This is a genomic window from Nonomuraea sp. NPDC005730 (assembly GCF_040630865.1).
Lineage (GTDB): Bacteria > Actinomycetota > Actinomycetes > Streptosporangiales > Streptosporangiaceae > Nonomuraea.
Map to the genome: position 1 here is coordinate 223,555 of NZ_JBEXYK010000005.1, position 21,885 is coordinate 245,439.

A 21,885-nucleotide genomic window follows, 5' to 3' on the forward strand; every position below is an offset into this window, starting at 1 on the left:
AACACCGGCGTAGTTTCGGGTGTGTCCGCCTTTCCCCCTGCTCCTGAGGGAGGACGTATGCCCCGAATCACCGTCACCGTCGACGGGATCAAGTACGAGGAGGACGTCGAGCCGCGGCTCCTCCTCGTCCATCTACTACGTGAGCGGCTCGGCAGGACCGGCACCCCGGTCGGCTGCGACACCAGCAACTGCGGCGCGTGCACGGTGCTGCTCGACGGCAAGAGCGTGAAGAGCTGCTCCGTGCTCGCCGTGCAGGCCGACGGCGGCGACGTCGTCACCGTCGAGGGCCTGGGCGCGAACGGGTCGATGCACCCGATGCAGCGGGCCTTCCACGAAGAGCACGCGTTGCAGTGCGGCTACTGCACCCCCGGCATGGTCATGGCCGCGATCGACCTGGTCCGGGAGGACCCGGAGCCGTCGGAGGAGTCGATCAGGCACGGGCTGGAGGGCAACCTGTGCCGCTGCACGGGCTACTGCAACATCGTGTGCGCGGTGAAGCGCGGCGCGCAGGAGATGGGGCAGGCGGTGAGGACGCAGTGAGCGAGCTGAGCCCCGAGGCCGTCGCCGGGCAGATCGCCGACAGCGGCCAGATCAACGAGCCGGCCGGCGTGCACGAGGTGGGCCGGCCGCGCCGGCGCAAGGAGGACGCCAGGCTGCTGACGGGGCGTACGCGCTGGACGGACAACCTCTCCAGGCCCGGCACGCTGCACGTGATGTTCCTGCGCAGCCCGATGGCGCACGCCCGGATCACCCGGGTGGACGTGTCGGCGGCCCGCGGCCTGCCCGGCGTGGTGGCCGCGTTCAGCGGCCAGGACTTCGCCGCCGAGCAGGGCAGCCTGCCGTGCGCGTGGCCGGTGACCGACGACGTCGTCATCCCCGACCACCCGCCGATGGCCACCTCGGAGGTCCGGTACGTCGGCGAGGCCGTGGCCTGCGTGGTCGCGACCGACCGGTACCGGGCGGCCGACGCGCTGGAGGCCATCGAGGTCGACTACGAGCCGCTGCCCGCGGTGCTCGACATGACCGAGGCGCTGTCGCCGGACAGCCCGAAGGTGCACGAGGCGGGCAACCAGGCGTTCTCCATGAAGATCACCTCTGGTGACGTCGACGCGGCGTTCGAGGGCGCCGCCGTCGTCGTCGACCGGACGTACGTGCAGCAGCGGCTCATCCCGACGGCCATGGAGCCGCGGGCGGTGCTGGTGGACACCGACGGCGACTCGTTCACGATGTGGACCTCCACCCAGATCCCGCACATCCTGCGCGTCATGCTCGCGGTGGTGACCGGCATCCCCGAGCACGACCTGCGGGTGATCGCCCCCGACGTGGGCGGCGGGTTCGGCTCGAAGTTGCAGGTCACCGCGGAGGAGGTGCTCTGCCTGCTGATGGCGCGCCGCCTGGGCCGGCCGGTCAAGTGGACGGAGACCCGCTCCGAGGGCAACCTGACCGTGCACCACGGCCGCGACCAGCTCCAGCACATCCGGCTCGCGGCCGACGCCGACGGGCGCATCCGGGGCCTGCAGGTCGACCTGCTGGCCGACATGGGCGCGTACCTGATGCTGGTGACTCCGGGGGTGCCGCTGCTCGGGGCGTCCATGTTCAACGCGATCTACAAGATGGACGCGTACGAGTTCGGCTGCAGGGGCGTGTTCACCACCAAGATGCCCACGGACGCCTACCGCGGCGCGGGCCGTCCGGAGGCGACGTTCGGCATCGAGCGGACGATGGACGAGCTCGCCGCCGAGCTGGGCCTGGACCCGCTGGAGGTGCGCCGGCGCAACTGGATCAGGCACGAGGAGTTCCCCTACACGACGATCTCGGGGCTGACCTACGACTCGGGCAACTACGAGGCGGCCACGGAGCGGGCGCTGTCGCTGTTCGGCTACGACAAGCTGCGGGCCGAGCAGGCCGACCGTCGTGACCGGGGCGATCCGGTGCAGCTCGGGATCGGGGTCAGCACGTACACGGAGATGTGCGGGCTGGCGCCGTCGCGGCTGCTCGGGGCGGCGAACTTCGGGGCGGGCGGCTGGGAGCACGGCTCGGTGCGCATGCTGCCGACCGGCAAGGTCGAGGTCATCACCGGCACGTCCCCGCACGGCCAGGGGCACGTGACGGCGTGGAGCCAGATCGTGGCCGACGCGCTGGGCGTGCCGTTCGAGGACGTGCGCGTGCTGCACGGCGACACGGCCGTCGCGCACAAGGGCATGGACACCTACGGCTCGCGCTCGCTGGTCGTGGGCGGCATGGCCGTGCTGCGGGCGTGCGAGAAGGTCAGGGAGAAGGCCAGGAAGCTGGCCGCCCACATGCTGGAGTGCTCGCCGGACGACCTGGAGTTCGACGGCGGCGTGTTCAAGGTGCGCGGCACCGGGTCGGGCCGGACGATCCAGGAGCTGGCCTACGCCGCCTTCCAGGCGCACGACCTGCCCGACGGCGTGGAGGCGCGACTGGACTCCGACGCCACGTTCGACCCGGACAACTACTCCTTCCCGCACGGCACGCACCTGTGCGCGATGGAGGTGGACACCGAGACGGGCATGACCCGGATCCGCTCGTACGTGGCCGTGGACGACGTCGGCAAGGTGGTCAACCCGCTGATCGTCGAGGGCCAGGTGCACGGCGGCATCGCGCAGGGCGTGGCGCAGGCGCTGTTCGAGGAGGCCGTCTACGACACCGAGGGCAACCTGCTGACCGCGACCATGGCCGACTACCTGCTGCCGTCGGCGGCGGACCTGCCGACGTTCACGACGGACCGTACCGAGACCCCCGCGACCGGCAACCCGCTGGGCGTCAAGGGCGTCGGCGAGGCGGGCACGATCGCCTCCACCCCGGCGGTGGTGAACGCGATCGTGGACGCGCTGCGGCCCTACGGCGTCGGCGACATCCGGATGCCGTGCACGCCCGAGCGTGTCTGGCGAGCGCTGGAAGGAGCGCGGCGATGATCCCCGCACCGTTCGACTACGTGCGTCCCGACTCGCTCTCGGCGGCCTGCGCGGAGCTCGCCGCCGACGAGGACGCCAAGGCGCTGGCCGGCGGGCAGTCGTTGCTCCCGTTGTTGCGGTTGCGGCTGGCGTATCCGTCCAGGCTGGTGGACATCGGCCGGCTGCCCGGCCTGAACGGCGTGCACGACCGGGGCGACCACGTCTTCATCGGCGCGCTGGCCACGCACGACGAGGTCATGCGGTCGCCGGTGGTGAACGCCGGCGCCCCGCTGGTGGCGCTGGCCACGGCCAGGGTCGCCGACCCCGCGATCAGGCACCGGGGCACGTTCGGCGGCTCGCTGGCGCACGCCGACCCGGCGGGTGACCTGCCGGCCGTGGTGCTGGCGCTGGACGGCGTGATCGTGGCCGCGTCGGCGCAGGGCGAACGGGAGATCCCGGCCGCCGAGTTCTTCGTCGACTACCTGGAGACGTCTCTGCGCGCCGGGGAGATCCTGGTCGGCGTGAAGGTGCCGAAGCTGGGCGAGGGCTGGGGCTTCCACTACGAGAAGTTCCACCGGACCGCGCAGTCGTGGGCGATCGTCGGCGTGGCGGCCGCGGTCAGGCGCGCCAACGGCTCGATCGCCGAGGCCAGGGTCGCGCTGACGAACATGGGCCCGACCCCGGTGCGCGCCCGCGCGACCGAGACCGCGTTGCGCGGCGTCGAGCTCGGCGACCGGGTGCGGCAGGCGTGCGAGGAGGCGGCGGAGGGCACCTCGCCCCCCGCCGACCTGCACGCCCAGCCCGACTACCGCCGCCACCTGGCCCGGGTGCTGACCCATCGGGCAGTGCGCGCGGCCGCCGGGACCCCCTGAGTGAGGCGGGGGCGCCTCTTCCGGGGCGCCCCCGCCCCGACGTAGTGTCGCAACCAACCTCGGAAGGAGCGGATCGATGGCGATGCGGTTCGAGCACGAGTTCACTGTCCCGGTTCCGGTCGAGCAGGCGTGGGCGGTGCTGCTCGACGTCGAACGGGTCGCGCCGTGCCTGCCCGGGGCGACGCTCGACATCTTCGAGGGCGACGAGTTCACCGGCCGGATGAAGGTCAAGGTCGGCCCGATCACCGTCACCTACCGGGGCTCGGCCAGGTTCGAGGACGTCGACAAAGACGCCCACACGCTCACCATCCAGGCGTCGGGCAAGGAGGCCAGGGGCTCCGGCACGGCCTCGGCCACGGTCAGGGCGCGCATGGCGCCGGCCGAGGAGGGCACGTCGGTGGCGGTGGAGACGACGTTCAACGTGACCGGGCGGCCGGCGCAGTTCGGGCGCGGGGTCATGGCCGAGGTCGGGGCCAAGCTGATCGACAGGTTCGCCGGCAACCTCGCCCAGCTGCTCTCCGAGCCGATGGTGGAGCCGGTCGCATCCCAGGAGCAGCAGCCGCAGGAGGAAGAGCGGCACCTGAGCGCGGTGCCCGTCCCCGAGCCGGACGTGCGGCCGGCGGGCACGCTGCGGACCTCGCGCACGCCCGACGAGGAGGCGCTCGACCTGATGGAGATCGCCGGGCAGCCGCTGCTCAAGCGGCTCGCGCCGATCGCGGGCGGCCTCCTGGCGCTCATGGTCCTCATCTGGGTGATTCGTCGTCTTATGCGCTGATTTTCAGCAAAAACCACATAAAGTCCGGTCAGTTCCCGCCGCCAGGGGGAAGTGCCATTCCCGCAGGTCATTTCTGGGGGGACATGGGCATGCCGGACTGCAGCGTCGTCGTGATCTCGTACAACGACGCGGCCCGCCTGCCCAGGGCCGTGCGTTCGGTGCTGCGGCAGACGTTGCGCGACCTGGAAGTGATCATCTCCGACGACGCGAGCACGGACGGCACGCCCGAGGTGGCCGCGCGGCTCATGGCCGAGGACCCGCGGGTGCGCTACCTGCGCAGGGAGAGCAACAGCGGCGGCTGCGGCGCCCCGCGCAACGACGGCATCGACGCGGCCAGGGCGCCGTACGCCATGTTCCTCGACAGCGACGACGAGCTGCCCAGGCACGCGTGCAAGAGCCTGCTCACCGAGATCGAGCGCACCGGCGCCGACTTCGTGTCGGGGCAGATCTCCCGGCTGTTCGAGCGGGACGGACGGCTGCGCCCGTACTACCCGTCGTTGTTCGCCCGGCGGCGGGTGGTCGAGGGCATCCGCGCGGAGCCCGAGCTCTTCCTCGACTCCTTCAGCACCAACAAGCTCTACAACGTCGCCTGGCTGCGCGACAACGTGCTGCGCTTCCCCGAGGACATCCACTACGAGGACCACGTCTTCGCCACCGAGCTGTACGCGCTGGCCCGCCGGTTCGCGATCGTGCCGTGGGTGGTCTACCACTGGCACCGGGCGAGCTCGAACGAGTCCATCTCCCTGAGCATCGACGAGATGGACAACGTGCGGCAGCGGGTGGTCGCGGCCCGGCTGAGCGACGACATCCTGCGCGGCTACGGCGCGCAGGACCTGGTGCCGCACCGGCAGTACCGGTTCCTGCGCCAGGACCTGCGGGTCTACCTCAACCCGCTGCCCGCTCGCGACCTGGTGTGGGTCAAGGAGTTCGCCTCGGTCGTGCGGCCGTACCTGGAGGAGATCCCCGGCGAGGTGTTCGACCGGATCGAGCCGATGGACCGGGTCTGCTGCCGGCTCATCCTGGACGACCGGATCGAGGACCTGCGCGTGGCGGCCGGCTCGCTGACCGGCCCCCGGGCCGCGCCGCGGGCGGCCGTCCAGGTGGACGGGCGTACGTACTGGGGCACGACGGCCGCGCCGGGGCTGGACATCACCGCGCTGCGCCTGGCCGAGCTGCCCTACACCGACTCCCGGCTGCGGCACGAGGTGACCGGCCTGGCCACGAACGGCGAGCGGGTGCGGATGACCGTGCGCACCTACGACCCGTTCGGCGTGCTGCCGGCCGAGTGGGACGCCTTCCTGGAGGCGGGCCGGGAACGGGTGCCGATCCAGCCGGTCCCCTCGGGCGACGGCGGCTACGTCAGCGAGGTCGTCTTCGCACCCTGCGGCAGGAGCGACCCGCGCATCGGATTCCGACGCCGCTCCGACGGCCACGTCACCACCGACCGGCTGATCGTGGACCCCAACCTGGAGCCGATCGAGCTGCCCGGCTGCACGGTCAAGGCCGAGGGCTACGCCGCCTACCTGTGCGTGCGCACGCACTCGCGGACCCGCTCGGCGCTGCGGCGGGCGCGGCGGCTGCTGCTCAGGAAGCTCAACACGCCGGGCGCCAAGCTGCGCGCGTACAAACTGCTGATCAGGGTGGTGCCGCGACGCGACGACCTCGCCCTGTTCGAGTCGGACGTCGGCAAGGGATACAACGGCAGCCCCCGCGCCATCTACGAGGAGGTGCGGCGGCGCGGCCTGCCGATCGAGGCGGTCTGGTCGGTCGCCAAGGGCCGCAAGAACTTCCCCGCCGACGTGCGGCTGGTCCGCCGGGGAAGCTGGCGCTATCTGTGGACGATGGCCCGCGCCGGGATCTGGGTGGACAGCCACGGCTTCCCGCTGGACTATCCGAAGCCGCCCGGCACCCGCTACCTGCAGACCTGGCACGGGCAGGGCATCAAGTCGATCGGCTTCGACGCCCCCGACCTGCGCGGCGACTTCGACCGGCCGCGCGAGCAGTGGCGGGCCGCCGTCGCCCGGTGGGACGCGCTGGTCTCGCCGAGCGCGGAGTTCTCGCGGGTGTTCCTGCCCTCCAACGGCTACGACGGCAAGGTCTACCGGTGCGGCACGCCGCGCTGCGACGCGCTGGTGCGGGCGCAGGCGGCCGGCGACGTGCGGGCCCGGCTGGAGATCCCGCCGGGACACAAGGTCCTGCTCTACGCGCCCACCTACCGCGACCGGGACAGGATGAGCGGCCGCTCGGTACGCGCCGACCTGGACCTCATGGCCGAGGAGCTGGCCGGCGAGTGGGTGGTGGTGCTGCGTACGCATCCGGTCGAGAAGTACGACCCGCCCGAGCGGCTCAGGCACTTCGTGCGGCCGGCCGCGTCCTATCCGGAGATCAACGACCTGATGCTGGCCTCCGACGCGCTGCTGACCGACTACTCCTCCGTGATGTGCGACTACGCCCTGACCGGCCGGCCGATGGTGTTCCTCATCGACGACTGGGACGACTACCGGCTCTCCGAGCGCGGCGTCTACCACGACCTGCCCGCCATCGCCCCTGGCCCGTGCGTGACGACCACGGCGGAACTGGTGGACGTGCTGCGGAACCTGCCCGAGGTGCACGCCGCCTTCGCCGCCAAGTACGCCGCCTTCCGCGCCCTGTGGTGCGCCGACGAGCACGGGGACGCCTCCGCCCGCATCGTGGACGACTTCTTCGAGGGGCGCACGCGATGACCGTCGTCTTCGCCTGCCTGGACGCCGACACGCTCGGCGGCGTCCAGCAGGTCACCCACACCCTGGCCCAGGGCCTGGCCGGACGCGGCCACGAGGTGCACGTCGTCGGCCTGCACCGCGCCGCCGCGCCCTTCCGCTACGTGGACCGGCCGCGTTACCGGCAGCACGTCGTGGGCGGCCCGCTCGGCGCGGCGGGCCCGCTGGCCAGGCGCCTGGCCGACCGCAGGGTGAGGGAACTGCTGCGCGGCGTCCGCCCCGGGTACGCGGTGCTGACGTCCCCGTCGGTGGTGGCCAGGCTGTCAGGGCTGCTGCCCGCCGGGTTCCGCTCGATCGGGCAGTACCACGGCTCCTACGACCACGCCCGCGACTGCTGGCACCTGGCCTCGATCAAGAAGCACTACCCCGACCTCGACCAGGCGCTCTTCCTCAGCGAGGACGACGCCTGGGCCTTCTCCGAGCACGCCCTGCTGCCCAACGCCTGGACGCTGCCCAACCCGCTGGGCGCCTGGCCGCAGGAGACGTCGGCGCTGGACGTGCCGCGGGTGCTGGGCGTGGGGCGGCTGGAGGGCGTCAAGCGGTTCGACCGGCTGATCAGCGCCTTCGCCCGCGCCGAGCCGCCGCCGTCCTGGGAGTTGCACCTGATCGGCGACGGCGCGGAACGCGAGCGGCTGCGGGCGCACGCGGCCCGGGAGGGCGTCGCGGACCGGGTGGTCCTCCGCGGTCTGGTGCCCGCCCATCGGATGCGCGAGGAGTACCTGAACGCCTCGCTGGTGGCGCTGACCAGCGAGCACGAGGGCCTGCCGGTCGTACTGCTGGAGGCATGCGCCCACGGGGTGCCGTCGGTGGCCTTCGACGTGTCGGGCGGCGTGCGCTCGGCGGGCCCGGTACGGGTGCCGCCGGGGGACGTGGACGCGTTCGCCGCCGAGCTGGCCGCGCTGATGGGGTCGGCGCCGGAGCGGCGGCGGCTGGGGGCCGCCGCCCGGGCACGGGCCGAGGCGTTCCGCCTCGACCACGTGCTGGACCGCTGGGAGCGGCTGTTCGCGCACATCGAGCGCTAGACGGTCACCTCGGGACGCTGCTGCGGGATGCCGGCCAGCGACTTCTGCGTGGAGGTGAGCAGCGCGCCGACCGGGCTGGGCTCGCGCAGCCGGTTGAAGCGGTCGCGCATGGCCTTGCGCGACCGGCTGGCCTTGCGCTTCTGCATGGTCTTCTGGCAGGCCGTCACGTGCTCCTTGGCCGGCCTGGGCGCGCCGGTCAGCTCGTACCCGTTGGCCTGGAGCCGCTCGCCGAGGACGTGCTCGCAGAGCGCGATCTCCCAGTCGTCCAGGCGGTTGGCCCAGCTCCCGACCCGGCTGCGGGTGACCTCGCGATGGGTGTTGCTGTGCCAGACCTTGTGCTGCGGGACGGCCTGGACGGCGGCCTCACGGGGGGAGATCATCGACGGCGCGAAGTCCTCCTCCAGGAAGTGGCAGAGCTTCTTCATCTCGGTCATCGGGTCGTCGGTGAGGTCTTCGTAGCGCAGCTCGTAGTAGGTGTCGTCGGGCAGCGTGCGCCGCAGCCGCTCGCCGGCGTCGATGGCCTCGGCCCAGGTGGAGATCGCGTGGAAGGAGTCCAGCGTGTACCAGGGCATCTCCTTCAGCGAGGCCACGCAGTCGCGGCCGTCCCTGATCAGGTGGATGAACTGGGCGTCGGGGAAGAGGCGCAGCAGCAGGTCGGTCTGCTTGACGTAGCTGGGCCTCTTGTCGCCCCAGCGGGCCTTGTCGAAGCGGTCGGCGTACATGCGGAAGGCGGTGCCGATGACCGAGCCGAGCGAGCCCGGCCCCTCCACGGCCTGCCGGATGAACTCGTCCTTGTCGATCTTGAGCTCGCGGAACTTCGTGCTGCGGTCGGTCGCGATCCACTGCGCCAGTGCCTTGCGCCGCTGGGGGACCCGCAGGTCACCCCATGTGCGGCGCCGGTAATAAGCGGGAACGAGGAAGCGCGTCTCCGGCGGCACCGCCATGCGCGGGTGCGAGTGGAGCATGAGCTGGAGCATCGTGGTGCCGGACCGCGGGCATCCAATGACGAAGACTGGCCGGTCGGACATTTCGTACTAACCCCCGAAAACTTAGACGAGAACGTGCTCTCGGCTCTCCTGGGAGGGCACGCTGTGCCTGCGCGTGAAGAGCCACATCCGGTAGACAAGGAAGATCTCGTTGGCGAGGAGCAGGACGCCGGCGGCCATGGCGAGCGGCATCAGCGCCCACGCCCCCGCGAGCGGCGCCACCACGAAGACCGCGGCATGGAACTCGATGCCGCTGATCAGGTGCGAACGCACCCGGTGCCTGGCCAGGAACCTGTTGAGGCGCCTGAAGAAGGAAGGCAGCCGCCGCCTGCGGCCACCGGGGCGCGGATCGCGCTCCACGAGCAGGTGCAGGTCGAGGTCCGCGGGCGCACACTCCAGCGGGACGGTGTCCTCGCCGGGCAGCTCCGGCTCGCCCCGCTCCTCCCTGACCGCCTCGCGCACCCGCTTCATCTGCGGAGCGTTGACGTACCTGAACAGGTCCAGCACGGCCACCGCCGCGCCGAGCACCACGTAGCGGACATCGTCCGTCAGGACGTACTGCCCGTACGCCAGCCCTCCGGCACACAGGACGACCCTGACCCGGTCCCCCACGTAGTCCAGCCAGAGGCCGAAGGGCGTCCCCGTGCCCTTGAGCCGGGCTATCTTGCCGTCCACGCAGTCGATGGTGAAGCTCAGGTAGAACATCAGGGCGCCGGCGACGAGCTGGTCCAGCGCGAAGCAGGCCGCTGACACCATGCCGAGGACCAGCGAGAACACCGTGAGCCCATTGGGCGTGATCCGGGTGTGGTTGGCGACGGGAAGGGCGACCCGGCAGGCGACCGGATCCACGAAATACACGGTCCACCAGGAGTCTCTCCGCTTGCGTGTCTCGTAGACGTCATCCAGCGAATAGGTCCTCATGGATCCCAGCATGGCTACGGACCGCCGTCTGACGATTACTGTCTGGAACTACTGGGGCATGTCCATGCCGCTTCTTGACCAACCCTGCAGGGAAAACCGCCACGCACCGTGCGCGTCTCCGTCCCTGAACGAGCCCTTGAGCACGAGCCCGCGGGTCTCGGCCTTGACCAGGAGCCGCCAGGTCGGGCCGCCGCCTTCGAGCGCCCTGGGGTCGATGTCGGCCACCACGCCGTACCGGCCGGCGCGCCGGACCTCCAGGGGCACCCGGCGGCGGCCGTCGCTCAGCCACACGTTCACCTTGCCCACCTTGCGCTCGACCCGGTGGATGGCCACCTCGCCGCGCAGGCGGAACCCGGCGCCCGTCCAGGAGCAGTCGTCCACCCTGGCGATCAGCTTGAGCTCGTCGCGGGCGTCGTAGACCTCGTCGGGGATGCCGAGCCGCCGTCGCCGCCGGAAGTAGGGGTAGTCGCCGTACCAGTTGACGGTGCGGAAGCCGCGGGGGCGCACCCGGGTGCCGTCCACGCGGCTGCGGCGGAAGTCGCGCACCGCGCGCAGCTCGTCGATCATGCCGCGCCTGACCAGGTGCAGCTCCAGGCGGCGCAGCGAGGGCGCGCCGGCCAGCGCGCGCGGGCTCAGCTCGTCCAGCCAGGCGTCGGCCAGCCCCAGCAGCGGCAGCAGGTCCTCGCCCGCCTCCCGCGCCGACTCCAGCGCCTGGAACAGGAAGACGATGTCCTTCTCCAGCACCAGGGCGTCGAACTCGGGCAGCAGCTCCGGCGCGCCGTCGTCCAGGAACGCGCGCACCGCGCGGATGGCGGCCAGGCGCTCGTGCAGGTTGGGCAGCTGCGAGCGGCGTTGCGTGATCGAGGTCTCCCCCTCGTCGCGCCGCCGCCAGTGGTAGACGACGTCGTCCACCATGTCGACGCTGGTGGCCAGGACGTGGGCCTGCATGGCGACCGGCACGTCCTCGTAGATGCCGACGGGGAAGCGCAGCCCGTGCCGCCGCCAGAAGTCGGCCCGGTAGACCTTGTTCCACACCGTACGGTCCCTGACCAGCACCTTCTTGTCGGTGATGTGGGTGCACAGCACGGGCCTCCGAAAGACGCGCTCGTGCAGGATCGACTCCTCCAGCACGCCGTCCACCATGCGCCTGACCGCGCCGCACGCCAGGTCGGAGCCGGTCTCCCCGAGCTTGGCGAGCAGCACCTCGTACGCGTGCGGCGGCACGACGTCGTCGCTGTCGGCGAAGGCCAGATAGGTGCCCCTGGCCCGCCTGACGCCCTCGTTGCGGGCCGGCCCCGGCCCCATGTTCTGCTGCTCGACCAGCGTGAAGCGGGGATCTCGGGCCACGAAGTCGTCGGCCAGCCGCCGGCTGCCGTCGATCGAGCCGTCGTCGACCATGATGACCTCGAAGTCCTCCATGGTCTGGGCGGCCAGCGATTTCAGGCACTCCGTCAGGTACGGCTCCACGTTGTGGACCGGTACGACGACACTGAGCAGGGGGATCATGACGCTCCTTGGCTTTCGTGGAAGGCGGTCGAGGGCAGCATGCCGTGGCCGCCTCGCCTGTTCCGCGTTCGATGCCCGTCCCTGATGAGCTCTTTACCCGGGACGGAATCCGCTACGTTGTGCAATGAGTCGAGCACGAATGGTAGGGGGAGCGGTGCTGAGACGCGTCCGGGACGATGATCTGCCCGTTATGCGCCACTGGCGCAACCATCCGAAAGTGCGCGCCGCCAGCTTCACCGGCCACGAGATCTCCGAGGACGAGCACGCCCGCTGGTGGTCCGCCGTCCGCGCGGACGCGACCAGGCAGGTGCTGATCTACGACCACGCCGGGGCCCGCGCCGGGGTGGTGACGTACTCGGAGCTCGGCGGCGACAGCGCCTACTGGGGCTTCTACCTCGACCTCGACGGCCTCGAACGGTCCGGCGCGGTGCTGAGGGCGTGGGTGGGCCTGGAGCGGGCCGCCATCGACCACGCGTTCGGCCCGCTCGGGCTGACGACCCTGCGCGGCGAGGTGCTGGCCGACAACGAGCCGGTACGGCGGCTGCACAGGCGCTTCGGGTTCGCCGAGGTCGCGACCTACCGGATGCCGGTCGACGGGGTGCCGCGCGAGGTCGTCGCCGTCCAGCTGACCAAGGAGGAACAGGGATGATGTCCATCGGAGGGCGGGCGATCGGGGCCGACCGGCCGCCGTTCGTGATCGCCGAGATGTCCGGCAACCACAACGGCAGCCTGGAACGGGCCCTCGCCATCGTCGACGCGGCGGCGGCCGGCGGGGCGCACGCGCTGAAGCTGCAGACCTACCGGCCCGACACGATCACCGTCGACGCCGACGGCCCCGCCTTCCGCGTGGGCGACGGGCACGAGTTGTGGGGCGGCGAGAACCTCTACCGGCTGTTCGAACGCGCCCACACGCCGTGGGAGTGGCACGAGCCGATCTTCGAGCGGGCCCGCGAGCACGGCCTCCTGGCCTTCTCCGCGCCCTTCGACCCCACGGCCGTGGAGCTGCTGGAGAAGCTCGACACGCCGGCGTACAAGATCGCGTCGTCGGAGATCGTCGACCTGCCGCTGATCAGGCTGGCCGCCTCCACCGGCAAGCCGCTGATCATCTCCACCGGCATGGCCACGGCCGGTGAGATCGAGGCGGCGGTGACGGCGGCCCGCGAGGCGGGCTGCACGCAGCTCGCCGTGCTGTCCTGCACCGCCTCCTACCCCGCCTCCCCCGCCGAGAGCAACCTGCGCTCGCTGCCGTTGCTGGCCGCGCTCACCGGCGCCGAGGTCGGCGTCTCCGACCACACCCCCGGCATCGGGGCCGCGCTGGCGGCGGTCGCGCTGGGCGCGTGCCTGATCGAGAAGCACGTGACGCTGTCGCGGGCCGACGGCGGCGTCGACGCGGCCTTCTCGCTGGAGCCGCCCGAGCTGGCGGCGCTGGTGGAGGAGAGCGAGCGCGCGTGGCAGTCGCTGGGCCGCCCGGTGCTCGGGCCGCGCGCGTCCGAGCGTGAGGGCCTGCGCTTTCGCCGCTCGCTCTACGTGGTGCGCGACGTACGCGCGGGCGAGGCGGTGACCGGGGAGAACGTCCGGTCGATCCGCCCCGCCGGCGGCCTGCGCCCCGATGCCATCGACGAGGTGACCGGCCGCCGCTTCACCCGCGACGCGCCCCTCGGCACGCCGCTGACCTGGGACCTCATCTGATCCACAGGTCGAGGAAGGCGTCGGCGACGCGTTCCCTGCCCTTGCCGTCGACCAGCCCGCCGCCCCGCCTGCCGTGCTCCTCCCGCAGCGCGGGGTCGGCGAGCAGGCGGGCGAGCACGCCGACGGCCTCGGCGTCGGCCACCCGGCCCAGCCCGGCGGCCACCCCCCGGCCCACCAGCGCCCGGTAGCCGACGAGCTGGTTGTCGGCCACCCAGCTGAGCGCCGTGGGCACGCCGAGGTGCAGCAGCTCCCAGATGGCCGACCCGGCGGCGGTGACCACCAGGTCGGCGGCGGCCATCAGCTCGGGCAGGCGGTCGGTAGGCGGGATGACGGTGATGCCCTCGCCCGCCTCGAACGGCTCCGGGCTGACCAGCGTGGCCTGGAACGGCACGCCCGTGCAGGCCAGCGCCTCCGCCCAGGCGGGCGCCACGCCCGCGCTGTCGGTGCCGCCGAAGAAACAGAGCACCCGCGGCACCGGCCCCGGCTCCCGCACCCTGCGCCGCCCCCGGACGCTGTCGCGCAGCAGCGCGTACCGGGTGCCCGCGAGCCGCCAGGAGTCGCGCGGCAGCGGGAAGGGCCGGTCCTCGGCGCCGAGGTTCTGGTCGAGGTAGAGGTCGGCCTCCTGGCCCAGCGGGTCGCCGTCGACGATCGCCAGCACGGGGAAGCCCACCGCCCGCAGCGCCCCGCCGGTGCCCTCGGGCAGCTCGTACGAGTCCAGCACCATGGCTTCGAGCCGCAGCTCACAGGCCAGCGCGGCGAGCCGGTCGGGCCGCTCGGGGGCGGCCACCAGCGGCAGCCCGCGGCTCCTGAGCTGGTCCATGGCCCATTCCGAACCGGAGACCGCGCCGAGGAAGACCACCTCGACGCCCCGCGCGCGCAGCTCCTCGGCCAGCGCCACGCACCGCACCAGATGTCCGGCCCCGCTCCCCGCCGCGGCGTCGCAGCGCACGCCCACCCGCCCGCTCATGCGTCCTGCAGCTCCTTCTGGCGCACGTGGGCGTTGAGTTCGCAGACCTCGGGCCGGGCCCGCAGCCAGCTCACCAGCGTGCGCACCGGGACGCAGGCGTCGCCCAGCTCCTCGACCACGCGGGCGATGAGCCGCCAGTCGTCGTCGGTGTCGAGGGTGACCCGCAGGTCGTCGGCCGCGGGCTGGTGGGCGAGGCCGAGCAGCCGCGACTCGCCCGGGTGCGCGTAGACGTAGGAGGTCACGTGGGTGCGGTGGAAACCGGTGGCCTCGGCGTCGGCGCGCTCCAGGGCCGCCCGGCCGACGATCTCCACGTCGAGCCCGCGCGGCAGCGTCCTGGCCAGGCTCGTGCTGAGGTAGTCGAGGCCCGGGACGGCGCGGAAGACCAGCGCCGCCTCCCTGATCACGACGGGGTCGAGCAGCGGGCAGTCGGCGGTGAAACGCATCACCGCCTCCGCCTCCCGCCCGGCCAGCACCTCCATGAACCGGGTGAGCACGTCGTCGACGGGGCCGCGATGGCAGGCCACGCCGAGCCGGTCGCACTCGGCCGCCACCGCGTCGTCGGCGGCCTGCGTCGTCGTGGCCACCACGAGGTCGTCGAGCGCCCGCGACTCGCGCGCGGCGCGCACGACCCAGCCCAGGACGGAACGCCCCCCGAGGTCGCGCAGCACCTTCCCGGGCAGCCGAGTGGAGCCCATCCGAGCCTGGATGATTCCGACAATACGCATCAAAACCACATTCCCCCGTGTGACCATACGTGGTTGACCGGTCGCGCTATGCTACCGGCCAGCTCTAACGACCACAGTTCGTCAGCGCGATTTTCAGGGGGCCGCGTGAGCATTCTCAGTGGATCGTCCATTCTGATCACCGGAGGCACGGGGTCCTTCGGGAAGGCGTTCATCCGCCACGCGCTCGACTCGCTCGGGGTGCGCCGCCTGGTGGTCTTCTCCCGCGACGAGCTCAAGCAGTACGAGCTCAAGCAGCTCTTCCGCGACGACGACCGCCTGCGCTGGTTCATCGGCGACGTACGCGACCGCGACCGCCTCACCCGCGCCATGCACGGCGTCGACCACGTCGTCCACGCCGCCGCGCTCAAACAGGTCGACACCGCCGAGTACAACCCGTTCGAGTACGTCCGCACCAACGTCGCCGGGTCCCAGAACGTGGTCGAGGCGGCCATCGACTGCGGCGTGCGCAAGGTCGTCGCCCTGTCCACCGACAAGGCGTCCAGCCCGATCAACCTCTACGGCGCCACGAAGCTGGTCGCCGACAAGCTGTTCGTCTCGGCCAACCACTACGCCGCCGCCCACGAGACCCGCTTCGCCGTCGTCCGCTACGGCAACGTCGTGGGCAGCAGGGGCTCGGTGGTGCCGTTCTTCCTGCGCCTGGCCGAGCAGGGCGGCAGCCTGCCGATCACCGACAAGCGCATGACCCGGTTCTGGATCACCCTCGACCAGGCCGTGCGGTTCGTGGTCGACTCCTTCGACCTCATGCAGGGCGGCGAGCTCTACGTGCCGCGCATCCCCAGCATGCGCATCACCGACCTGGCCGAGGCGCTGGCCCCCGACAGCCCGGTCGAGGAGATCGGCATCAGGCCGGGCGAGAAGCTGCACGAGGAGATGATCGGCCCCGACGACGGCCGCCGCACCCTCCGCCTGGCCGACCGCTACGTCGTCCAGCCCACGATCGCGACCTGGGGCTACCAGGCGCCGCAGACCGGCGAGCTGCTGCCCGAGGGCTTCTCCTACCGTTCCGACACCAACGACCGGTGGCTGTCCGTGCGCGACCTGCGCGACATGGTGGCCGGCTGATGCTGCCCTACGGACGGCAGTCCATCATCGAGTCCGACATCGAGGCGGTGGCTGAGGTGCTGCGCGGCGACTGGCTGACCACGGGCCCCGCGGTCAGGCTGTTCGAGGACGAGCTGGCCCGGTGGACCGGCGGCGTGCCCTGCGTGTCGGTCACGTCCGGCACGGCCGCGCTGCACGTCGCCTACGTGGCGGCCGGCGTCGGCCAGGGTGACGAGGTGATCACCTCGCCGCTCACGTTCGTCGCCACGGCGGCCACGGCCGTGCTGCGCGGCGCGCGGGTGGCCTTCGCCGACGTCCAGGCCGACACCGGCAACATCGACCCCGACTCGGTCGCCGCGCTGCTCACCCACCGCACGAAGGTCGTCACCGGGGTCGACTACGCGGGCCATCCCGCCGACTACGACGAGCTGCGCACGCTCGCCGAGCAGGCCGGCGCGGTGCTGGTGGCCGACGCGGCCCACTCGATCGGCGCGTCGTACAAGGACCGGCCGGTGGGGTCGGTGGCCGACCTGACGACGTTCTCGTTCTTCCCGACCAAGACCGTGACGACCGCCGAGGGCGGCGCGGTGGCGGTGGCCGACCCCGGCCGGTTCGAGCGGGCCGCCCGCTTCCGCAACCACGGCCTGGTCCGCGACCCGGCCGGGCAGCGCGACCCCGGCCACGGCGGCTGGCACCAGGAGGTGCACGAGTTCGGCCTCAACTACCGGCTGCCCGACGTGCTCTGCGCGCTGGGCGTCAGCCAGCTGCGCCGCCTCGAACGGTTCCGCGCCCGCCGCGCCGAGCTGGTCGCCCGGTACGACACGCTGCTGCGCGACGTGCCCGGCCTCACGCTGCCCGGCCGGCGGGCCTACGTCACGCCGAGCTGGCACCTGTACCCGGTCCGGGTGCGCGACGGCCGCCGGCGGGAGGTCTACGACCGCATGCGGGCCGCGGGCATCGGCGTGCAGGTCAACTACATCCCGGCGTACTGGCACCCGGTGTTCGAGGACCTCGGCTACCGGCGTGGGCTGTGCCCGCGCGCGGAGGCGTACTACGCCGAGGAGCTGTCGCTGCCGTTGTTCGCCGACCTGACCGACGGCGAGCAGGACCTCGTCGTCGAGACCCTCACCGCGATCCTCGCCTGAGGAGCCCGGCCCTCAGCGCTCGGCCAGCAGCAGGCAGCCGTCCTCGCTGCGGTCGATGAGGAAGCGCCGGTCGTCCACGGTGGCGACCTGGCGCTCGGCCCGCCGGACGAGCGGGCGGATGGGCCGGCCCTGGTCGATGACCACCTCCCACCACGACTCGCGGCCGACGCACTCGTCGATGCCGGCCAGCGGCACGCGTGCGGAGAAGTCCTGGCCGGCCAGCGCGACGGGGAAGTACATCTCCTCGCCGTCGCTCTTGCGCCGCAGCCGCACCACCGGCTCCCCGTCGCCGAGGTCGTTGATCCGGCCCGAGAACACCAGGTCGCCGTCGTCCACGTGGCACTCGCCGATGAGCGCCTGGGCGTTGCGCAGCCGCAGTCCCCACCCGCCCTTGGAGCCGCGCGCCGGCACCAGCCACACGCCTGACCTGCGGCGCGGCGCGGGCACCTGCGGCGGCAGCCAGCGCGGCCCGGCCACCCTGGCGTCGAGCCTCAGCCCGTGGCCCCGGAGCTGCACGCGCAGGTCCCAGTGGCCGCGCCGGGCGAGCTGGGCGGGCGTGAACACCGCGGGATCGACCGCGAAGGCGAACGGGAAGGCGTGCTCGGGCGCCGCGACGCCCTCCGCCAGCTCGACGGTCTCCCAGACGGGGGCGCTCACCTCGTCCGACAGGCGGATGATCTCGCCGGTCGCGCGTTCGGCCAGCCAGGCGCGCAGGCGCACCCGGCGCAGCGCGCCGGCGTCGAAGCGGCCCAGCGCGGCCCGGCCCGCGCCGGTCAGCACGCCGTCGCGCCACTCCAGCGACACCAGGCGGGCGGTCAGGGTCAGCTCCTCGGAGACCTCCGACAGGTGCGCCGGGATCGCCGGGTGGCGGCCGTACCAGCGCCTGCGCAGCAGGCCCGCCGGTCTGACGCGGGGCTGCAGCCGGCCCTCGCGGGCCTGCTCGTGCACCCCGGCCAGCTCCTGCAGCCGCCGCCGGTGCAGCAGGTGCACCTGGATCCGGTGCTCGAACGGGAGGCTCAGCCAGGACTCGCGGGACACGCCGTCGAGGTAGCGGACCATCAGGTCGAGCAGCTCGGGCCGCACCCCGGTCGTGGCGGCCGCCTCGACCGCCACCGTCATGTCGATGTCGAGCGTGTCGCGGTCGAAGTCGGGTTTGAGCCCCGGCGCGTCGCGGGCCAGCAGGTCGGCGGTCTGGAGCACCGACAGCAGCCGGTCGCGCAGGTTGCCCGGCTCCAGGCGGCGCTGGGTGATCGAGGAGCCGGGCTCGTCGCGCTGCCGCCAGTGGTAGACGACCTTGGACAGCACGTCCACCGACCGGGCGCCCACGTGGGCGGCCATGGCGACGGGCTGGTCCTCGTACATGCGCTCGGGGAAGCTCAGGCCCAGCCGGTCCCAGAAGGACCGGCGGTAGACCTTGTTCCACAACATGCGGTCGCGGATCAGCAGCGGGTGGCGGGTGATGTGGGTACGCCTCATCGGCGTCGCGAACGCCTCCCGATGGGCCCAGGAGGGGATGAGCAGGTTGCGGTAGAGCCGCATGACGTTCCCGCAGGCCAGGTCGGAGCCCGTGGACTCCAGCGAGGACACCAGCCGCTTGAACGCCTCCCGCGGCACGGTGTCGTCGCCGTCGACGAAGGCCAGGTAGCGGCCGGTGGCCTGGGTCAGGCCGACGTTGCGGGCCCGTCCGACGCCCTGGTTGGGCTGCCTGATGAGACGGATCCGGGGATCGGCCGCCTGCCTGGACTCGACCTCGGCGCAACCGTCGTCGCGGCTGCCGTCGTCGACGCAGATGACCTCCAGGTCGGACATCGTCTGACCGGAGATGGAGTCCAGGCAGGGACCGATGTACTTCTCGACGTTGTGGAACGGGACGATCACCGAAAGAACCGGCACATGCACTCCTCAGCGTTGTCGTCGGCTCGTCAGCCGGACAGCAGTCGGAAGACCCGGCGGGCGACCTTGCGCGGGCGGGCCAGACGGCGGGAGAGGCGGTACCCGAGCGTGCGCCGGTGGGCGGCGGCCTTGCGCTGGGTCCTTCTCAGCTTGGACCTGGCCCTCACCAGCTCGCGCTCGCGGTAGGAGAGCTTGGTCTCCAGCCGGGAGACCCTGGCCAGGGCGGCGGTGAGCTGGTCGGCCAGGCGGTCACGGGCGCCGAGCAGGTCACGGTAGGTGGGCGGGTCGGCGTGCTCGGCCGGGTGGCCCAGCTCGGCGTCGAACTTGCGGGCCAGGTCGAGGTCGCCCTGGTCGCAGGGACGTCCGGCCATGCCGCAGAGGGTCAGCGTGAGCTGGTCGGCCTCCAGCGGCCACGGCCACGGGTGGTGGTGGCCCGCCGCGAGCAGCCGTACGGCGAACCGCCACAGGACCCTGCACAACACCACGCGCGGCTCGGGCGGCACGGCCGGCGCGGCGGTCTGCACGATGGCGGCGAACCGCTCGCCGTCGTGGACCAGGCCGTCGGCGGTCACGCACGGGCCGCCGTCGGCCTCCAGCCAGTCGGCCAGCGCCGACAGCAGCTCGCGCACGGCCTTGGTGTCCTCGCGGGCGCACGCCTCGACCAGGATCTCCTCGACCACCCGGCCGGCCGGGACCGGACGCTCGGCGCCGTCGGGCAACCGCCGCATGCCGCCCCTGGTCAGCTCGTGGACGACGGCCCCCTCCTCGATCAGGCCGAGCGGCAGCTCGACCGCACCCTCCGCCCCTTCCGCACCAGCCGTTCCTTCTGTGCCTTCCGTGCCTGGCAGGTGCGGGGCGGACGGCGGCCGGGTGGCGACGGCGAGCCACAGCGGGGCCAGCTCCTCCCCCAGCCGGTGACGGAACACCAGCCGGGTCAGTCGCAGCGGGTCGGCCACCAGCATGCGGTCGCCGCCCTTGGCGCTCAGCGGGAACGTGATCGCCTCCGGCAGGTCGAAGGCGAGCGCCTCGCGAGCCAGCAACGCCCGGGGGGCCTGCCGCCCCGGATAGGCCGCGTAGCAGCGCTCGACGCTCAGCCCCGCCCCCTCAAGAGCGCCGTCGAGGGCGCCCGGCCCGCTCGGGTGGCTCGGGTCGAACCCGTGCGGGGCCCACTTGTCGTCGCCGCCCTCCCGGTCGGCGGGCCTGGCCTCGATGAACCGGTCGACGCCCAGGTCGTTGCGCACGCCCAGCACCAGCCGCCCGCCGGGCGCGACGAGGGCCGACAGCGCGTGCAGCGACTCGATCCACGCCGCCGCCGGCGCCTCGGCCGAGTGCGTGCGCAGCAGCCCGTCGAGCGCCAGCACCAGCTCGTACGGCTCGTCCGCGTCGAACAGGTCGAGCCGCCCGCAGTGGACGGCGAGCCGCGGGTGCCGTTCGCCGAGGGCGCAGGCGTCGGGGTAGGACCGCAGCAGCACGGCCGTCTCGCCGGCCCGGTCCACCACGTCGTCGACCAGCACCTGCGGGTGCGGCCCGACCAGCAGCACCCGCCCGGTCGCCGGGATCACGCGGGTGACCAGCTCCAGGGCCGCGCCGCGCCAGTCGGTGACGCCGGCCATGTTGGACAGGTCCGACCACAGCAGCATCTCGCCGCCGATCAGGCGCACGTTCGCGGGCGCCTCGCTCACGCGCTCGCTCATGACATCACCCCGTGGAGCGTCCGCCCGGAGGCGGTCGCCTGCACCCAGGGCCCGGGACGTCCGGCTGCCGCCGCGCCTCCTCCTGCCGGCGCTCCCCCGGGCACCCGCTTCCATCCGAACATTCGCCGTAGCTCCTCCGGTGTCGCCTGATATTCGAATCCCAGCTCCTGCCGCGCCACCTCGGCGGCCAGCTCGGGATCGACGTGCGTGCCGTGCAGCTCGGGCCAGAGCCGCATGCGGCGCGCCGTGCCGCCGTACTCGGGGCGCTCGTCCTCGTACTGCATCGGGTCTCCGTACACGGCGACCTCGCAGCCGACGGAGGCGCCGTAGAACAGCGCGCTGCCGAGCCGGTTGGAGGCCACCCTGCGGTGGCGCCGCAACTGGATCAGCTGCCGGCGCAGGAAGTCGCGCCCCTTGCTCTCCCACCGGGAGCCGCGCTCGCCGTGACAGATGACCTTGAATCCCCTCGATTCGTACGTCCGCCGAATGTCCGGATTCGCATATTCCAGCCAGTAAAGGCAGACGGTTACCGGTCCGGTCTCGACATTTCGGATTTCGTCGGCAAGGAGGGCATGGTCTCCCGTCACGGAGGACTTTTCCCAGCCATGAAAGGGATACCAGATCGTACCCTTCCGTTCGGAGACCACGCCGAGCTCAGGCTCCAGGTGAAGCAGGTAGATCCAGGGCGCGCCGATGAGGTAGTGGCCGCGTCTGCCCATGGACCAGCCCCGACGACGAAGCACGTCAGACCAGATGAAACGGGGATATCCGGGACTGCACCAGTGGTCGTTCGGGGGAAATCCGTGGAGATAGTTCCATCCGTGTTGGAGGAAGCCCTGGATTCGCTTCGGCGTCTCGTCCGGCAGCTCGCAGTACCTGCCCAGAATGCGCGAGTGCCCGTACCAGTGATTGGATTCGTCCATCATTCCCCCTGTAGCGGTTGGCGCGCCCCTT

At 72.3% G+C, this 21,885-nt stretch carries 18 protein-coding genes; 10 read left to right on the forward strand and 8 right to left on the reverse strand.

Translation table 11 applies throughout. The features are described 5' to 3' along the window. The first annotated feature begins 57 nt into the window (after positions 1–57). The 6 genes from ABZ444_RS10465 to ABZ444_RS10490 all read left to right on the forward strand — a co-directional run bounded on the left by ABZ444_RS10465 (position 58) and on the right by ABZ444_RS10490 (position 8,343). Positions 58–540: a (2Fe-2S)-binding protein gene (locus ABZ444_RS10465; protein ID WP_357994708.1), complete on the forward strand. Its 483-nt coding sequence runs from the start codon at positions 58–60 to the stop codon at positions 538–540. Positions 541–590: 50 nt separating this feature from the next. After that, entirely contained in the window at positions 591–2,936 is a 2,346-nt protein-coding gene (locus ABZ444_RS10470; protein WP_357994790.1) for a xanthine dehydrogenase family protein molybdopterin-binding subunit, read from the forward strand. Next, positions 2,933–3,787, forward strand: a complete 855-nt coding sequence (locus ABZ444_RS10475; RefSeq protein WP_357994709.1) for a xanthine dehydrogenase family protein subunit M — start codon at positions 2,933–2,935, stop codon at positions 3,785–3,787. Before ABZ444_RS10470 ends, ABZ444_RS10475 begins: the two co-directional genes overlap by 4 nt. Positions 3,788–3,863: 76 nt before the next feature. After that, positions 3,864–4,562, forward strand: coding sequence for an SRPBCC family protein (locus ABZ444_RS10480; protein ID WP_357994710.1), 699 nt, complete (start codon positions 3,864–3,866; stop codon positions 4,560–4,562). An 89-nt stretch (positions 4,563–4,651) separates the two neighbouring features. After that, positions 4,652–7,285 (forward strand): CDP-glycerol glycerophosphotransferase family protein, encoded by a 2,634-nt coding sequence (locus ABZ444_RS10485; protein WP_357994711.1) that lies wholly within the window; start codon positions 4,652–4,654, stop codon positions 7,283–7,285. Beyond that, complete coding sequence (locus ABZ444_RS10490) at positions 7,282–8,343, forward strand: glycosyltransferase (RefSeq protein ID WP_357994712.1); 1,062 nt, start codon at positions 7,282–7,284, stop codon at positions 8,341–8,343. The genes ABZ444_RS10485 and ABZ444_RS10490 overlap by 4 nt, the downstream gene beginning before the upstream one ends. Here the strand turns inward: ABZ444_RS10490 and ABZ444_RS10495 are convergent. From ABZ444_RS10495 to ABZ444_RS10505, 3 genes are read right to left on the reverse strand one after another with little or no spacing between them, the layout of a single operon-like run. After that, positions 8,340–9,371 carry a sulfotransferase gene (locus ABZ444_RS10495; RefSeq protein ID WP_352362740.1) on the reverse strand — a complete coding sequence of 344 codons (1,032 nt, stop codon included), beginning with the start codon at positions 9,369–9,371 and terminating at the stop codon, positions 8,340–8,342. The two genes, ABZ444_RS10490 and ABZ444_RS10495, sit on opposite strands and share 4 nt — an antisense overlap. Positions 9,372–9,392: 21 nt before the next feature. After that, positions 9,393–10,250, reverse strand: coding sequence for a CDP-alcohol phosphatidyltransferase family protein (locus ABZ444_RS10500; RefSeq protein WP_357994713.1), 858 nt, complete (start codon positions 10,248–10,250; stop codon positions 9,393–9,395). A gap of 48 nt (positions 10,251–10,298) precedes the next feature. Then, positions 10,299–11,756: a glycosyltransferase gene (locus tag ABZ444_RS10505; protein WP_357994714.1), complete on the reverse strand. Its 1,458-nt coding sequence runs from the start codon at positions 11,754–11,756 to the stop codon at positions 10,299–10,301. A 139-nt stretch (positions 11,757–11,895) separates the two neighbouring features. Here ABZ444_RS10505 and ABZ444_RS10510 point away from each other — a divergent pair, with 139 nt between their 5' ends. Both ABZ444_RS10510 and pseI read left to right on the forward strand, forming a co-directional pair. After that, positions 11,896–12,405: a GNAT family N-acetyltransferase gene (locus tag ABZ444_RS10510; RefSeq protein WP_357994715.1), complete on the forward strand. Its 510-nt coding sequence runs from the start codon at positions 11,896–11,898 to the stop codon at positions 12,403–12,405. Further along, the gene (gene pseI / locus ABZ444_RS10515; RefSeq protein WP_357994716.1) at positions 12,402–13,445 is read left to right on the forward strand and encodes a pseudaminic acid synthase; all 1,044 of its coding nucleotides are present in this window, start codon (positions 12,402–12,404) and stop codon (positions 13,443–13,445) included. The genes ABZ444_RS10510 and pseI overlap by 4 nt, the downstream gene beginning before the upstream one ends. Here pseI and ABZ444_RS10520 read toward each other — a convergent pair. Further along, on the reverse strand, positions 13,438–14,412 hold the full coding sequence (locus ABZ444_RS10520; protein WP_357994717.1) for a hypothetical protein: 975 nt from the start codon (positions 14,410–14,412) through the stop codon (positions 13,438–13,440). The genes pseI and ABZ444_RS10520 overlap by 8 nt on opposite strands. Beyond that, entirely contained in the window at positions 14,409–15,137 is a 729-nt protein-coding gene (locus ABZ444_RS10525) for a glycosyltransferase family protein (protein WP_357994718.1), read from the reverse strand. Before ABZ444_RS10525 ends, ABZ444_RS10520 begins: the two co-directional genes overlap by 4 nt. A gap of 105 nt (positions 15,138–15,242) precedes the next feature. Between ABZ444_RS10525 and pseB the strand changes: the two genes are divergently transcribed. Next, a complete protein-coding gene (pseB, locus tag ABZ444_RS10530; protein WP_357994719.1) occupies positions 15,243–16,220 on the forward strand; it encodes a UDP-N-acetylglucosamine 4,6-dehydratase (inverting) in 978 nt (325 codons plus the stop codon). Then, positions 16,220–17,344, forward strand: coding sequence for an aminotransferase class V-fold PLP-dependent enzyme (locus ABZ444_RS10535; protein ID WP_357994720.1), 1,125 nt, complete (start codon positions 16,220–16,222; stop codon positions 17,342–17,344). Before pseB ends, ABZ444_RS10535 begins: the two co-directional genes overlap by 1 nt. Positions 17,345–17,356: 12 nt before the next feature. Here the strand turns inward: ABZ444_RS10535 and ABZ444_RS10540 are convergent, their stop codons facing one another. Genes ABZ444_RS10540 through ABZ444_RS10550 form a run of 3 tightly spaced genes read right to left on the reverse strand, consistent with a single transcriptional unit; the run spans position 17,357 to position 21,857 of the window. Beyond that, positions 17,357–19,237 carry a glycosyltransferase family 2 protein gene (locus tag ABZ444_RS10540; protein WP_357994721.1) on the reverse strand — a complete coding sequence of 627 codons (1,881 nt, stop codon included), beginning with the start codon at positions 19,235–19,237 and terminating at the stop codon, positions 17,357–17,359. Between the two features lie 29 nt (positions 19,238–19,266). Next, entirely contained in the window at positions 19,267–20,931 is a 1,665-nt protein-coding gene (locus ABZ444_RS10545; protein ID WP_357994722.1) for a hypothetical protein, read from the reverse strand. Further along, a complete protein-coding gene (locus ABZ444_RS10550; RefSeq protein WP_357994723.1) occupies positions 20,928–21,857 on the reverse strand; it encodes a hypothetical protein in 930 nt (309 codons plus the stop codon). The genes ABZ444_RS10545 and ABZ444_RS10550 overlap by 4 nt, the downstream gene beginning before the upstream one ends. Positions 21,858–21,885: the final 28 nt, after the last annotated feature.

Excerpts from the sequence above, each read along its gene's own strand:
- ABZ444_RS10465 (WP_357994708.1), top strand. The coding sequence starts at position 58 with ATGCCCCGAATCACCGTCACCGTCGACGGGATCAAGTACGAGGAGGAC.
- ABZ444_RS10475 (WP_357994709.1), top strand. The coding sequence starts at position 2,933 with ATGATCCCCGCACCGTTCGACTACGTGCGTCCCGACTCGCTCTCGGCG.
- ABZ444_RS10480 (WP_357994710.1), top strand. The coding sequence starts at position 3,864 with ATGGCGATGCGGTTCGAGCACGAGTTCACTGTCCCGGTTCCGGTCGAG.
- ABZ444_RS10485 (WP_357994711.1), top strand. The coding sequence starts at position 4,652 with ATGCCGGACTGCAGCGTCGTCGTGATCTCGTACAACGACGCGGCCCGC.
- ABZ444_RS10490 (WP_357994712.1), top strand. The coding sequence starts at position 7,282 with ATGACCGTCGTCTTCGCCTGCCTGGACGCCGACACGCTCGGCGGCGTC.
- ABZ444_RS10495 (WP_352362740.1), bottom strand. The coding sequence starts at position 9,371 with ATGTCCGACCGGCCAGTCTTCGTCATTGGATGCCCGCGGTCCGGCACC.
- ABZ444_RS10500 (WP_357994713.1), bottom strand. The coding sequence starts at position 10,250 with ATGAGGACCTATTCGCTGGATGACGTCTACGAGACACGCAAGCGGAGA.
- ABZ444_RS10505 (WP_357994714.1), bottom strand. The coding sequence starts at position 11,756 with ATGATCCCCCTGCTCAGTGTCGTCGTACCGGTCCACAACGTGGAGCCG.
- ABZ444_RS10510 (WP_357994715.1), top strand. The coding sequence starts at position 11,896 with ATGGTAGGGGGAGCGGTGCTGAGACGCGTCCGGGACGATGATCTGCCC.
- pseI (WP_357994716.1), top strand. The coding sequence starts at position 12,402 with ATGATGTCCATCGGAGGGCGGGCGATCGGGGCCGACCGGCCGCCGTTC.
- ABZ444_RS10520 (WP_357994717.1), bottom strand. The coding sequence starts at position 14,412 with ATGAGCGGGCGGGTGGGCGTGCGCTGCGACGCCGCGGCGGGGAGCGGG.
- ABZ444_RS10525 (WP_357994718.1), bottom strand. The coding sequence starts at position 15,137 with ATGCGTATTGTCGGAATCATCCAGGCTCGGATGGGCTCCACTCGGCTG.
- ABZ444_RS10535 (WP_357994720.1), top strand. The coding sequence starts at position 16,220 with ATGCTGCCCTACGGACGGCAGTCCATCATCGAGTCCGACATCGAGGCG.
- ABZ444_RS10545 (WP_357994722.1), bottom strand. The coding sequence starts at position 20,931 with ATGAGCGAGCGCGTGAGCGAGGCGCCCGCGAACGTGCGCCTGATCGGC.
- ABZ444_RS10550 (WP_357994723.1), bottom strand. The coding sequence starts at position 21,857 with ATGATGGACGAATCCAATCACTGGTACGGGCACTCGCGCATTCTGGGC.